The 14,515-nt window shown below is 76.2% G+C and carries 6 protein-coding genes; all 6 read right to left on the reverse strand.

Annotated features, from left to right (window positions below):
- Positions 1 to 22 precede the first annotated feature (22 nt).
- On the reverse strand, positions 23 to 3,520 hold the full coding sequence (locus A6A27_RS29560; protein WP_073837931.1) for a non-ribosomal peptide synthetase: 3,498 nt from the start codon (positions 3,518 to 3,520) through the stop codon (positions 23 to 25).
- Complete coding sequence (locus A6A27_RS29565; protein WP_073837932.1) at positions 3,517 to 5,814, reverse strand: lantibiotic dehydratase; 2,298 nt, start codon at positions 5,812 to 5,814, stop codon at positions 3,517 to 3,519. The genes A6A27_RS29560 and A6A27_RS29565 overlap by 4 nt, the downstream gene beginning before the upstream one ends.
- Positions 5,811 to 8,891: a thioesterase domain-containing protein gene (locus tag A6A27_RS29570; protein WP_073837933.1), complete on the reverse strand. Its 3,081-nt coding sequence runs from the start codon at positions 8,889 to 8,891 to the stop codon at positions 5,811 to 5,813. Before A6A27_RS29570 ends, A6A27_RS29565 begins: the two co-directional genes overlap by 4 nt.
- Entirely contained in the window at positions 8,888 to 12,346 is a 3,459-nt protein-coding gene (locus tag A6A27_RS29575; RefSeq protein WP_241825512.1) for an AMP-binding protein, read from the reverse strand. The genes A6A27_RS29570 and A6A27_RS29575 overlap by 4 nt, the downstream gene beginning before the upstream one ends.
- A 340-nt stretch (positions 12,347 to 12,686) precedes the next feature.
- Positions 12,687 to 13,082 carry a DUF2267 domain-containing protein gene (locus tag A6A27_RS29580; RefSeq protein ID WP_073837935.1) on the reverse strand — a complete coding sequence of 132 codons (396 nt, stop codon included), beginning with the start codon at positions 13,080 to 13,082 and terminating at the stop codon, positions 12,687 to 12,689.
- Between the two features lie 120 nt (positions 13,083 to 13,202).
- Positions 13,203 to 14,471 (reverse strand): MFS transporter, encoded by a 1,269-nt coding sequence (locus A6A27_RS29585; protein WP_073837936.1) that lies wholly within the window; start codon positions 14,469 to 14,471, stop codon positions 13,203 to 13,205.
- Positions 14,472 to 14,515: the final 44 nt, after the last annotated feature.

Consider the following 14,515-nt stretch of genomic DNA (forward strand, 5'->3'; position numbering starts at 1 on the left):
GCCGGCGGGGAGGGTTGCGGCGTCACTGGTGTGGTCGTCGGGGCGGGGTACGGCGGGCCCGGCCGCGGCGGGCGGCGGCGCGCAGCGCGGCACGGGCCAGTTCCGGCCGGTCGGCGGTGCCGTCGAGGCTGGCGGCGAGGGCCCGTACGGTCGGGTGGCGGAACAGGTCGAGCATGGTGATGGAGCGGCCGGTGGCCGCGGTGAGCCGGGCGTGCACCGCGGCGAGGGCCATCGAGTGGCCGCCGATGTCGAAGAAGTTCTCACCGACCCCGACCCGGTCCTTGCCGAGCACCTCCCGCCAGATGCCGGCGATCAGCTCCTCGGTTTCGGTGAGCTCGTCGGGCCCGACGGGCAGCGTGGCCCGCGCCGGCTCGGCGGCGGCGACGGTCATCGCGCCGAGGGCCGACACCCGGACCGCCGGCCGCGGAAGCTCGGCGGCGACCCGGTCGGCCGGCGCGTCCGGATCGGCGGCCAGCGCGCCGACAAGGGCGGCCAGGTCGGCCAGGAGCCCCTCGATCCGGTCCGCCTCGAACAGGTCCGGGTTGTGCACCACCTCGACCCCGGCCCGGCCGGCCCGTTCGACCACGTAGACGGTGATGTCGAAGGGCGAGCCGGGCTTCGGCACCGGCACCGGCTCGACGGTCAGGCCGGCGAGGGCGAGGCGGGGCGGCACGAAGTTGAGCACGTTGAACAGCACCTGCACCAGCGGGGCGCGGGAGGTGTCCCGGCCGACGCCGAGCGCCTCGACGATCCGCTCCAGCGGTGCGCCGGGGTGCGTGGTGACCTCGTGCAGTTCGGCGGCGCAGCGGTCCACCAGCTCGGTGAAGCTGGCGCCGCCGCTGCGGACCCGGACCGGCACGGTGTCGATGAAGAAGCCGATGACGTCGTCGAACGCGGCCAGCCGCCGGTCGGCGACGATCGCGCCGAGCACGTGGTCGTTGGCCCCGGTGAGCCGGCGCAGCAGCTCACCGAAGCCGGCCAGCAGCACCGCGGCGACCGTGGTGCCGCGCCGGGCGGCCAGCTCGCGGACCGCCCGGTCGGCGTCCGCGGCGAGCACCACCGCCGCCTCCGCGCCGGCGTACGTCTGCACGGCCGGGCGGGGCCGGTCCCGGGGCAGATCGAGCACGGTCGGCGCGCCGGCCAGGTGCTCGCTCCACCAGGCCAGGTCGGTGGCGCCCCGGCGGCGGTCCCGGTCGGCCCGCCACACCGCGTAGTCGGCGTAGGTGGCGGGCAGCGCGGGCAGGGCCGGCGGCGCGCCGGCGACCGCACGGGCGTACGCGGTGGCGAGGTCGTCGTAGAGCAGCGCCTCGGACCAGCCGTCGAAGACCGCGTGGTGCATGGTCATGGCGAGGACGTGCTCGTCGGCGCCGACCCGGTAGACGGTCAGCTGCCAGGGCGGCCCGGTGGCCAGGTCGAACGCGTGCCCGGCCCCGGCGGCCAGCAGGGTGGCCAGTTCCGCCTCGGGGTCGGCGGCACCGGTCAGGTCCACCACCGGCACGGCCACGTCGGTCGGCTCCTCGCACACCGCGTACGGCACGCCGCCGGTCTGCGGGATGCGCCAGCGCAGCACGTCGTGGCGCTCCACCACGGCGCGCAGCGCCGCGCCGAGGGCGGCGGTGTCCAGCGGCCCGCGCAGCCGGTGCGCGACGGCGATGTTGTAGGGCGCGCTGGACGGGGCGAGCTGGTCCATGAACCACAGCCGCCGCTGCGGCGGGGAGAGCGTGGGCGGGTTGCCGGTGGTCAGTCCGTCACCGCCGGCGGGGGCGGCGGCACGGACCCGGTCCACCAGCGCGGCGAAGGTCCGGCCGGTGAACAGGTCCCGGGTGTCGACCTGCCGGCCCAGCTCGGCGCGGAGCGCGGCGACCAGCCGCATCGCGGCGATCGAGTTGCCGCCGGCGGCGAGGAAGTCGCTGTCCGGGCCCGGGGCCGCGCCGAGCAGCCGGGCCCAGAGCCGCCGGAGGGTGGCCTCGACCGGGTCATCGCCGGCGACCTCGTCCACCGGGGTGTCCGTGGACCGGGCCAGGGCGCGCAGCGCCGGCCGGTCCAGCTTTCCGGTGGTCGGGCTGACCGGCAGTGCGGCCAGCCGCACCGTCCGGGCCGGCAGCATCGCGGTGGTCAGCCGGGGCCCGGCGTACGCCCGCAGCGCGTCGTCGTCGGGGGCGTCGGCCGGGGTGAGGAACGCGACCAGCTCGGTGCCGGCCGGTCCGGGCACCGCCTCCACGGCGACCCGGTCGACGCCGGGGTGCCCGGCCAGCATCGCCTCGACCTCGCCCAGCTCGATGCGCTGGCCGCGGATCTTGACCTGCCGGTCGGCCCGGCCCAGGTAGACGATCCGGCCGTCGGGCGCCTGGCGGACCAGGTCGCCGGTGCGGTAGAGCCGCTCGCCGGGCCGGTCGCCGAACGGGTCGGGGACGAACCGCTCGGCGGTGAGTCCGGGCCGGTTGAGATAGCCGTCGGCCAGGCCGGGCCCGCCGATCAGCAGCTCGCCGGTCTCCCCCGGCGGCACGGGGCGCAGCTCGGCGTCCACCACGTACGCCCGGTGGTTGGGCAGCGGGAGGCCGATCGGCACCGGGTCGGCGTCGGCGGCGGTGAGGTCGCCGCTGACCGCCAGCACGGTGGTCTCGGTGGGGCCGTAGCCGTTGAGGAACCGCCGGCCGGGAGCCCAGCGGGCGACCAGCTCGGCGGGGACCGCCTCGCCGCCGCAGAGCACCACCCGCCAGGACGGCACGTCCGCCGGGTCGAGCAGGGCGAGCACGGTCGGGGTGATGAATCCCCAGGTCACCTCGTGCGCGGCGAGGAACCGGGCCAGCCGGGCCGGGTCGGCCCGGTCGTCGGCGCCGAGCAGCTGCACCGCGCCGCCGAGCAGCAGCGGCACGAACAGGTCCATGGTGGCCGCGTCGAAGCCGAGCGAGGCGATGCCGAGGCTGCGTACGCCGGCGTCGGCGCCGGTCAGCGCGATGACCCCGGTGACGAACTCGACCACGTTGCGGTGGGTGGTGAGCACCCCCTTGGGCCGGCCGGTCGACCCGGAGGTGAACAGCACGTACGCCGGGTCGCCCGGGCGCGCGGGGCAGGGCGCGAGCGGGGCGGGGCCGGGCAGCCCGACCGTCTCGACGCCCGGCTCGTCGCCGAACTCGGCGGCCGCGGCGTCGCCGGCCACCACCCGGACGCCGGCGTCGCGGGCGATCTCGCGCAGCCGCTCGCGCGGGCCGCCTGGCTCCAGGGGCACGTAGCAGCCGCCGGCCAGGAGCACCCCGAGCACGGTGACCACCAGGTCGGGGGTGCGGGTGCCGCAGACGCCGACCCGGTCGCCCCGGCCGACGCCCCGCTCGCGCAGCGCGGCGGCCACCCCGGCGGCCCGGCCGACGAGTTCGGCGTAGGTGAGCCGCTCGTCCCACTGGCGTACGGCCACCGCGTCGGGGGTGCGGGCCGCCTGCGCGGTGATCAGGTCGGCGAGGGTGGCGTCCGGCCAGGGCAGTGCCTCGCCGTACGCGGCGCTGGCGGTCAGGATGTCGGTCACCGGTGGTCTCCCGTGGCTGGATCGGTGATCTGCAGGCGCAGTTCGCTGACGTGGCCGCGCCCCTGCGCGTCGGTCACCCAGGACTGGGCCGGGGCCGGCAGCAGCTCGCTGACCACCACGGGCACCTCCGGGCTGATCCGGTGGGCGGCGTCCACCATGGCGCACAGCGACTGCGCGTACAGCGGGCCGGTCAGGTCGACGTAGCAGGGCTTGATCTCGGTGCCGACCTTCACGAACACCTGCTCGGGCAGGCCGGTGCTCGCCCGCCACCGGCGTACCGCGAGGTAGCGGGCGGCCTCGTCGGCGTGCCCGGCCAGCCCGCAGGCGCCCGCCGTGGTGCGCCAGGTACGCCGGGCCACCACCAGCCGGTCGATGGTGATCCGGGGCGTGTGCGGCGCCGGGTCAAGCAGCTTGAAGGCGTCCAGCAGCAACGAGTCGAGCAGGCTGGCGAAGACCTCCATGATCGGCCAGCGGGTGCCGTCCGGGAAGACCGCGGTGAGCTGGTCGCCGGCGCGCTCCACGGTGACCGCGGTCGCCGGCACCAGCCGGTCGACGTCGGCGCCGTGCGCGGTGTCGATGCCGAGTTCGCGGTCCCCGGGGCCGGTCAGCGCGTACGTGGTGCGGGTGGTCCGCCGGGGGAAGCTCTCCGGCCAGAGCACCCGCAGCCGGGCCGGGCCGAGGTCGGCGTCGAGGGCGGCCCGCAGCGCCGCCGGGTCCGGGTGGAACAGGCTGAAGACGGCGCTGTCGTAGGCGATGTGGGCCGGGTGCAGCTCGCCGAGGACGAGCAGGAAGTCGCCCCGAGCAACCGCATCGAGGGAGGCCGCGCTGACCTGGACGTCCGGGTTGTGCAATCGGGCCGACGGCCAGCCGGGCCGCGTCGCGGGAAACAGCTGCCGGACCCGCTCGGCCAGGTCGTCGGCGCGCAGCCGCAGTTCCACCTGGTCGGCGGGCAGGTCGCGCAGGCCGAACAGCTGCGTCCACCGCTCGGTGAACGCCGCGCCGGCCTGGCCGATCGGGCCGTCCGGGGCGATCAGCGTGCCCTGGGCCAGCAGCCAGAGGTCGGCCAGCCGCACCGGGCCGTCGGCGGCCAGTTCGTCGTGCAGCTCGACGAAGAGCTCGGCGCACCGGGCGGCGACCTCCACGGTGAACCATCGGGCCGTCTGGAGCATCACGGCGAGCGGGGCGGCCAGCGTGTCCAGGACGTCGGCGCCGACGCTGAACTCCAGGTCCCGGCTGGTTTCCTCGTAGCAGACGGTGCGGCCGGCGTACATCTGGCCGCTGTGCCGGGTGGCGGGTCGGCCGGTGACGGCGGTGAACTCGGTGTTCAGCGCGGCCAGAGCGGCGCCGAGGCGGTCCGGGTCGCCGGCGGAGGCCGACACCTCGTCCCGGGCCGCGCGGAGCCGGTCGAAGCCCGCCCTCACCTCGGCCCGCACCCGGTCGTCGCCGATGACCGCGATCCGCTCGGTGAGCACCCGCTCCGCGTCCGGGCTGACCGGCAGGTTCGCGCCCCAGCTGAGCCGACCGCGGTCGACCCACCGGTCGAGCAGCAGGTAGACGTCGTCGGCGCCGTGCACCTCGCCGGCGGCGCGCATCCGCTCGGCCAGCTCGACTGCGGGGGTGCGGCCGTCGCAGGCGGCGAGCAGCCGGGCCTCGGTCGGGGTCAGCGCGATCGGCGGGTGCAGCGGCCAGCGCAGCTGGCGCCCCTCGACGCTCAGGTGGGGTTGCAGCGCCGGGGCCCACCAGCGACGCACCGCCAGGTCGTCGGCGAGCCGGTCGGCGTACGCGATCAGCGCCCACGCCTCGAAGACCACCTTCCGGCGGTCGACCAGCGCCGGGCCGGGCGACAACCGGACCGTGGGCTCCTCGGGGTCGACGGTCCCCCAGCAGACCGGCCCGAAGAACCCGATGGTCTCCGCCTTGCCGCAGTACCGCTGCCAGTAGCGCAGGAGGGCGATCTCCCGCTTGCGGCGGGGCTTGTTGCGCACCGCCGGGTCGGTCCGCAGCAAGCCGTCGAGCGCGACCAGCATGTCCGGGTTCTGCCAGGTGACCGCCTCGCGCAGCAGCGGGTCGGCGGCCAGCTCGGAGGCCACGGCCGAGGATTCGTCGAACGCCTCGCGCAGCGTCTTGTCGAACACCTCCGGGCTGCTCGTGCCGGCGAGCAGCGCGTCGGCGGCGGCGGCCGCCTCGGGGGCGGCGAACCGGTCGAGCCCGTCCGCGGGGAAGCCGGCGGTGCGCAGCACCACGTCCCGCCAGACCGACCAGCCGGTCTGCCCGAGCGGCAGCAGGTGGCTCACGCGTCCTCCCCGGGCGTGTCCACGATGTGCAGTCGCAGCTCGCTGAAGTAGCGGTGGCCGGCCGCGTCGGGCACCCAGGCCTGGTCCGGCGTGGGCAGCATCTCGCTGACCACCAGCGACACGCCGTCGCCGCCGTCGACCCGGGCGGCTCGGACCATGGCGCAGAACATGTTCGCGAAGGCGGGGCTGCCCAGGTCCACGAAGCACGGCTTCGTCTCGGTGCCGAGCTTGACGTACACCTGCTCGGGCAGGCCGAGCCGGCGGCGCCAGTCCCGGACGGCGAGGAACCGCTGCCGCTCGCCGGTCGCGGTGGCCAGGCCGCTCTCCTCCACCGTGGTCCGCCAGGTCTGCCGCGCCACCACCATGTTGTCGAGGGTGATCCGGGGCGTGTAGGGGGCGGCGGCGACCAGCTTGAACCCGTCCACCGCGTGCGCGCTGAGCAGCTCGGCGAAGATCTCGGTGAGCGCCCAGTGCTGCCCGTCGGAGGCGGTGGCGATGAGCTGCCCGTCGACGTCGGTGACGGCGAGGTCCACGGTGGGCAGCACCCGGCCCGGCTCGCCGCCCGGGGCCGCCTGGAAGGCGAGGTGCCGGTCGGTCGGGCCGGTCAGCGACTCCGAGGTGCGGCTGGTCCGGCGCGGCCAGTCGGTCGGGAAGAGCAGCCGGATCCGCCGCGGGCCCAGGTCCTCGGCCAGCGCCGCGCGCAGCCGCTCGACGTCGGGGTGGCACGGGGTGAAGACCGCGCAGTCGAACGACGACCAGGCGGCGTGCAGCTCACCGAGGACGACGGTGTACTCGCCCCGGCGCAGCGCCTCCGCGTCGGTGGCGCAGATCTGCAGGTCGGGGCTGTGCATCACGGCGTTGGACCAGTCCGGTCGGGTGCCGGGGAAGACCTCGTCGATCCGGTCGGCCAGGTCGGCCACCCGCAGCCGCACGTCGGTGGTGCCGGGGGGCAGCGTGTCCAGCCCGAACAGCCCGGCCCAGCGGGCGGCGAAGTCGGCGGCGACGTCGTCCACCGGCCGCTGCCCGCCACCCCAGAACAGGCCCTGGGCCAGGAACCACAGGTCCGCCAGGGCGACCGGGCCGTCGCCCGCCTCGGCGCGCAGCTCCTCGTAGAGCCCCCGGAACACCTCCCCGTAGGCCTCGGCCAACGCGTTGGCCATCCAGCGGGCGGCGCGCAGCAGCACGTCCAGCGGGGCGGCGAGCTCGGCCAGCAGCGGCGCGCCGAACACCACGGCCAGGTCGCGGGCGGTGTCCTCGTAGCAGATCGTCCGGCCGGCGTACATCTGCCCGGCCCGGCGGTTGGCCGCGGCGCCGGTCAGCTCGGTGAAGGTGGCGTCGAGGGCGTCGAGGGCGGCGCGCAGCCGGTCCGGGTCCCCGGCCGCGGCGGCGACGGCGTCCCGGGCCGCGCGCAGCCGGTCGAACCCGGCCTGGGCGGCCGTGCGGGCGGCCGGGTCGCCGATCGCCGCGATCCGGCCGGCGAGCACCTGCTCCGCGTCGGGGCTGACCGGCAGGGCCGCATCCCAGGTGATCAGCTCCCGTTCCACCAGGCGGTCGAGCAGCGCGTACCCGTCCTCGGGCCGGCGCAGCCCGACAGCCGGGTCGGCCACCAGGTCGGCGGCGGACCGGTGGCCGTCGACCGCGGCGAGCAGCGCGGCCTCCACCGGGGACAGCGGCACCGGCGGGCGCCCGGGACGCAGCACGGTCCGGTCGTGGACGGCGAGCTGCGGCAGCAACATCGGGGGCCACCAGCGGCGCACGGACAGGTCCGCGCCGATCCGGTCGGCGTACGCGGCCAGCGCCCACGACTCGAACCACACCCAGCGGCGGCCGGTGAGCTGCGCGCCGGGGCGTACCCGCACGGTCTCCGGCTGCTGCGGGTCGAGGGTGACCCAGCAGCTGGGCCCGAAGAAGCCGACCGTCTCGTTCTTGCCGCAGTAGCGCTGCCAGTACTTGAGCAGCGCCCGTTCCCGGTCCCGGCGCCGCACGTTGCGGGACGCGTCGCCGCCGCCGCGGACCAGCCCGTCCAGTGCCACCAGCGCGCCCCGGTTCTGCCAGGTCACCGCCTCGCGCAGCAGCGGGTCGGTGGCCAGTTCGCTGAGCCGGTGGGCGGCGGCGCGGACGGCCTCGTCGAACTCCTTGTCGTAGCGGTCCTCGCCGGACCCGGTGGCGAGCAGCTCGTCCGCCGCCGCGACGGCCCGGGGCGCGGAGAACAGGTCGAGGCCGGTGGCCGGGAAGCCGGTGGTACGCAGGATGGCGTCGCGCCAGACCGACCAGCCGGTGTCCCCCAGCGGCACCCGGTGCGCGCCCGGGGCGGCGACCCCGCCGCCGCCGGCCGGTGATTCGGTGGTCAGGGCGCCGGCCAGGTCGGCGCGGATCGCGGCCAGCACCTCGGGGAGCTGGTCGTGCAGGAAGAAGTGCCCGCCGTCGATCTCCCGGAGGGTGAACCCGGCGGCGGTGTGCTCGGCCCAGGCGGCGCTGTGCTCGCGGGTGACCGCCCGGTCGTGGGCGCCGCTGAACGCGACGATCGGCACCGGCAGCGGCTCGCCGGGCACGTACCGGTAGCTGTCCACCCGGCCGAAGTCGGCCCGCAGCAGCGGCAGCAGCAGCTCCACCAGCTCGGGATGGTCCAGCAGTTCGGCGGGGAGGCCACCGCCCTCGCCGAGGCGGCGCAGCAGCTCCTCGTCGTCCACCCGGGACAGCCCGTCGAAGAGGCTGGGCGCGTCGACGTGCGGGGCCCGGGCGCCCCCGACGTACAGGCGCGCCGGCAGCGGCCCGCCGGACCGGCGCAGCTCCCGGACCACCTCGAAGCCGACCCGGCCGCCCATCGAGTGGCCGTAGATGGCGTACGGGCGGTCGGCCCGGGACGCGATGGCGGCGGCCACGTCGGCGACGTCGAAGCGGGGGTCCTCGCTGATCCGGTTCTCCCGGCCGGGCAATTGCACCGGCAGCACCTCGACGTCCGGGCCGATCCCCTCCTGCCACCGTCGGAACGCGCTGGCGCCGGCACCGGCGTAGGGCAGGCAGAACAACCGCACCGGCGCCTGGGGTCGGCTTCCGGCGGAGACGAACCAGTTCACCGCGGACCTTTCTGCACGGGGTCGATCCAGTACCGCTGGCGCTGGAACGGATAGGTGGGCAGCCCGGTACGCCGGACCGTGCCCTCGGGATGCAGGACGTCCCAGTCGACGTCCCGCCCGGCGACCCAGTCGGCCGCCAGCTCGCGCAGCGGGCCACCGTCGCCGGCGATCCGGGCCTCGGTGTCGAGCAGCACGTCCAGCGCGGCGAGCGCGGCCGGCAGGTCGGCGGCGACCACGGCGGCCCGGTGGGCGAACGCCCGCCGGCCGAGCGCCAGGGTGGCGGCGACCTCGGGCAGCGCCGGGGCGGCGCCGGCCAGGTGGACCCGCAGCCGGGTCAACGCGGCCCGCAGCGCCGCCGGGGTACGCGCGGACACCGGCAGCAGCCAGGGACCGTCGCCCGGGGCGTCGAGCGGCTCGTCCGGCGGGGGCTGCTCCACCACCACGTGCGCGTTGGTGCCGCCGAGCCCGAAGGCGCTGACCCCGGCCACCCGGCGCGGGCCCTGCGGCCAGTCCCGCGCCTTGGTGGGCACATAGAACGGGCCGGCGGCCAGGTCGATCTCCGGATGCGGGCGGGTGAAGTGCAGGTTCGGCGGGATCACGCCGTGCCGCACGGCGAGCACCGCCTTGATCAGCCCGGCGATGCCGGCGGCGGCGTCCAGATGGCCGATGTTGGTCTTCACCGAGCCCAGCGCGCAGGAGTCGGCGGGCGCGGCACCGGCGTACACCTCGTGCAGCGCGGCGACCTCGATGGCGTCGCCGAGGGGCGTGCCGCTGCCGTGGCCCTCGACGAAGCGGACCTCGCCGGGGGCGACCTCGGCGGTGGCGAGCGCGTTCGCGACGGCGGCGGCCTGCCCGGCCGGGCCGGGGACCGCGAAACCGGCCCGCTCCGCGCCGTCGTTGGTGATCGCCCAGCCGGGCAGGACGGCGTAGATCCGGTCGCCGTCGGCCTGCGCGTCGGCGAGCCGGCGCAGCGCGACCACGCCCACCCCGGAGCCGAAGCCGGACCCGTTGGCGCCTTCGTCGAAGGCGCGGCACCGGCCGTCCGGCGAGGCCAGCCCGCCCGGGGTGTGCCGGTGTCGGGGCCAGGTGACGGTGACGCCGCCGGCGAGGGCGATGTCGCACTGGTAGTCGGCGAGGCTCTGCGCGGCGAGGCAGACCGCGACCAGCGAGCTGGAGCAGGCGCTCTGCGCGGCGAGGGCGGGCCCGGTCAGCCCGAGCCGGTACGCGACCTGCCCGGGCAGGTGGTCGGTGAACTGCCGGCCGATCAGCCGGGCCTCCCAGTCGTCCGGGTCCACGTCACCGGTCACCGCGGGGTTGTCGAGCAGGTGGAAGAGGAAGTACCGGTTGGCGGAGGCGGCCGAGTAGACGCCGATCAGGCCGGGGAACCGCGCCGGATCGTGCCCGGCGTCCTCCAGGGCCTCCCAGGCGGTCTCCAGGAAGAGGCGGTGCTGCGGGTCGGTCCGGGCGGCCTCGTCGGCGCCGAACGAGAAAAACTCGGCGTCGAAGTCGGCCACCGCGTCGAGCCGGCCGACCGCCCGTACGTGCCGCGGGTCGTTGCGCAGCCCCGGCCCGATGCCGAGCGCGGCCAACTCCTCGTCGGTGTGGTCGTGGACGGAGTCGACGCCGGTGCACAGGTTCCACCAGAAGGTGGCCACGTCGGGGGCGCCGGGGAACCGGCCGGCGAGCCCGACCACGGCGATCTCGTCGCCGGTGTACTCGCGGGCCGCGGCGGCCGGGGCGGCCGGCACGGGCAGCACCGGCGCGCGCACCGCCTCGGGCGGGGCGTCGAGCAGCGCCGCCTGGGCGGCCACCGTGGGGTGGTCGAACAGGCGCAGCAGCGGCAACCGCACCCCGAAGTGCTCGGCCAGCCGCTGCTGCACCTGGCCGAGGAGCAGGGACTGCCCGCCCACGTCGAAGAAGCTGTCGGTCCGGGCGACCGCGTCCCGGCCGAGCACCGCGCACCAGATGTCGTGCACGATCCGCTCGGTGTCGGTGGTGGGGGCGGCGTCGGCGGGCACCTCGCGGGCCGGGTCGGGCAGGGCCCGCTCGTCCACCTTGCCAGTCACGGTCAGCGGGAACTCGTCGAGCACCACCACCGCGCGGGGCAGCGCGTACGGGGGCAGCGCCGTGGCGAGGGCGGCTCGCAGCGCTGTCGTGTCCGGCCGGGTCCCGTCGGCCGGTCGGGCGTACGCCAGCAGCTCGCCGTCGCGGGCGATCGCCCGTACGCCGGCCACGCCGGGCTGGGTGGCGAGCACCGCCTCGATCTCGGTCAGCTCGACCCGGTGCCCGCGTACCTTGACCTGCCGGTCGAGCCGGCCGAGGCAGACCAGCTCGCCGCCGGGCAGCCGCCGGCCGAGGTCGCCGGTCCGGTACCCGCGCACCCCGTCGGCCTCCACCGTGAAGCGGTCACTGTCCTGGTTGAGGTAACCGGGGGCGAGGTGCTGGCTGCGCACCACGATCTCGCCGGTGTCGGGGGCGAGATCCAGCTGGTAGCCGGGGAACGCGCCGCCGATCGGCAGTGGGCCGGTGGCGACGGGGTCCACCTCGGACAGTGGCAGCGCGTACCGGGCGACGAAGGTCATCTCGGTGGCGCCGTAGCCGTTGACCAGCTCGCAGTCGGGCGCGAACCGGTCCCGGCCGCGGGCCGCGTCGGCGTACGTGGCCTGCTCGCCGCCGAGCAGGATCACCCGGACCGCGTCGAGCCGCCGGTCGCCGAGGGTGTCGAGCAGGAAGCGGTAGACCGTGGGCGTGCAGTGCAGGACGGTCGCCCGGTGCCGGTTGAGCTGCTCGACGGCGTACGCGAGGCCCTGCCGGCGCAAATCGATCGGGACCACGGCGGCGCCGGTGAGCAGTGACGGGTACAGGTCCGGGATGGCGGCGTCGAAGCTGAACGAGGCGAGCAGGCTGAGCCGGTCGGTCGGGCCGATGGCCAGCGCGGCGATCTGGTTGTCGACGACGTGGGCCAGGTTGCGGTGGGTCTGCCCGACCGCCTTGGGCACCCCGGTGGAGCCGGAGGTGAACAGCACGTACGCGAGCGCGTCCGGGTCGACCGGGACCGGTCGCAGCGGGGCGGGCGGCACGTCGTCCAGCGGCACCACGGTCCGGCCGTCGGCGAGCCCGCTGGCCAGTTCCCGGTGCTCGGCGGCGCAGGCGATCGCGTCGACCCCGGCGGCGGCGAGCATGTGGCGCAGTCGCTCGACCGGGAACCCCGGGTCCAGCGGCACGTACGCGCACCCGGCCGCGAGGGCGCCGAGGAGCGCCGCGACGGTCGGCGCGCCGTGCGCGGTGAGCAGGGCGACCCGGTCGCCGGGTCGGACGCCGGCGGCGGCGAGCGCGGCGGCGTGGCCTCCGGCGGCGCCGGCCAGCTCGGCGTAGCTGACCTCGTGGGTCTCGCCGAGCAGTGCCGGACGATCACCGTGCCGCGCCGCGACGTCGCCGAAGCGATTGATGATCATAGAATTTGCCATGTCAGGGGATTGACGTTTCCCCACAGATGGCAGGCGCGCAGCGATCCACGCTTGTGATCATGATCCCCCCCAGGACTTCACAATGGATGCAGAATAAGACTCAATTTCTCGATGGGAAGGGGATCGATGGAGGTCGAGCCGAAGGGGGGACGGCGGGCTGGAACCTCGGACGGCGGAATTCGTCCGATCATCCCTCTAGCGCGAAGACGATTTTCAGCGTAAAGAAGTACTCGCGAGTTATTTTCCGGTGAAAGTACTTCCGAACCGTGGAATCTTCGGCCAAACGGTGCCATTGCCGGAGCTCAACCCGGTCCACCGGGGAGCGTCCTCACACATCGTACGGCGGGCGTGGGATCGGGTCCACCATGGCGTCGAAACCCCTCGGCAGCTGCGCCAGGAGGTCCTGGAACTCGCCGACCGTCACCGCCTCGCGCAACGTGACGAGCACCGCCCGGGTGCCCACCTCGGCGACCGCGGGGTCCACCTCGGCCCGCTCGGCCACCCGCTGCACGAAGGCGACCGCTCCCCCGCCCCCGGCGGGCCCGACCGGCGCGGAGAGATAACTGCCCAGCTCGTCCGGCAACTGCGCGGCCAACTCCGCCGACTCGTTGCCGGTCACCCGCTCGGCGAGGGTCTGCAGCACCGCCCGGGAGATCGTGGCCGCCTGCTCGGTGGGCAGCTCGGCGCGGCGGGACACCGCCTCGACGAATCGGGGAAACCGCACGTCGCCCTCCTGTCGTCGCCGGCCCGCCGTCGGGTTGCCGACGACCCCAGCTCGCCTGGCTGACCGGAAACGACCTGGAGCCGTCGGTGGGTACCCGCGACCCGGCGGGGCAAACGGCGATCAGCGCCCGACGGGCACCACCGCATCGGCCTCCGCCGGGCCCGTCGGCTCCTCCGGGCGCGGGAAGTCCCGGGTACGCCAGACCGGCGAGCAGCGGGTGACCAGCGCCGCTCCGCCCATGCCCAGCGCGGCCAGAGCGAGATATGCCGGCGCGCCCAGCAGCCCGGTCAGCGCGCCCCCGAGGGCCGCGCCGAGCGGCATCGCGCCCCAGATGACGAACCGGCTGGTCGCGGTCATCCGGGACAGCAGCGCCGGGGGCGTGGCGGCCTGCCGGAGACTCACCGCGTTGACGTTGTAGAGGCCGCTGGCGAAGGCGCTCACGGCCAGCCCGGCACCGATCCCGAGCGGGTGCGGCAGCAGCACCAGCACCGCGCCGGCCTGCAGCACGGCCGCCCCGGTGACCGCCCGGCCCACGCCGAGGCGGGCCCGCGCCCGGCCGGCCACCGCCGCACCAAGCAGATAGCCGACGTTGGCGCCGGCGACCAGCAGGCCGACCGTGGCGGCGGGCAGGTGCCGCTCGCGCACCGCGTACACCAGCAGCATGGCCAGGAAGCCGGCGTGCCAGAGGTTGGTCAGCCCGGAGCAGAGGGTCAGGGCCCGCACGACCGGGTCCCGCAGCACGAAGCGGACCCCACCGGCCGCGTCCCGCCACACCCCGCCGGTGCCGGGGCCGGTGCTGCGGGCCAGCCGCGGCGTGCCGGCTAGGAAGAGCGCGGAGGCGACGAAGCTGGCCACGTCGAGCAGCAGGGCGACCGGCGCGCCGAGGGCGCCGACCAGCACGCCGGCCAGGCCCGGGCCGGCGGTCTGCCCGACCGCCCGGGTCGCCTCCAGGCGGGCGTTGGCGTCGGCGAGGCGCGCGGCCGGCACCACCGCCGGCACCGCGGCGAAGTACGCCACGTCGAACAGCACCGTGGCGCAGCCGGCGAGCAGCGCCACCGCCACCAGCTGGGCCAGGCTGAGCAGCCCGACCGCCCAGGCGAGCGGCACGCTGGCCAGCAGCAGGGCTCGAGCGAGGTCGGCGGTGACCAGCACCGCGCGGCGGGGCAGCCGGTCCACCAGCGCCCCGGCCGGGACGCCGAGCAGCAGGTACGGCAGGGTGGTCGCGGCGGTCAGCACGGCGACCCCGGCCGACCCCGCGCCGAGCACGGTCAGCGCCGCGAGGGGCAGCGCCACGCTGGTGACGTGGGTGCCGAGGGTGCTGACCGCGTCGGAGAGCCAGAGCCGGCGGAAGGTGGCGTGCCGCCAGAGGGCGGCGGAGGTGACGGTCATGGAGGCAGCCTCGGCCGCTTGCCCGGGAACCCGGCCGGACCGGA

It is taken from the genome of Micromonospora sp. CB01531 (genome assembly GCF_001905095.1).
Lineage (GTDB): Bacteria > Actinomycetota > Actinomycetes > Mycobacteriales > Micromonosporaceae > Micromonospora.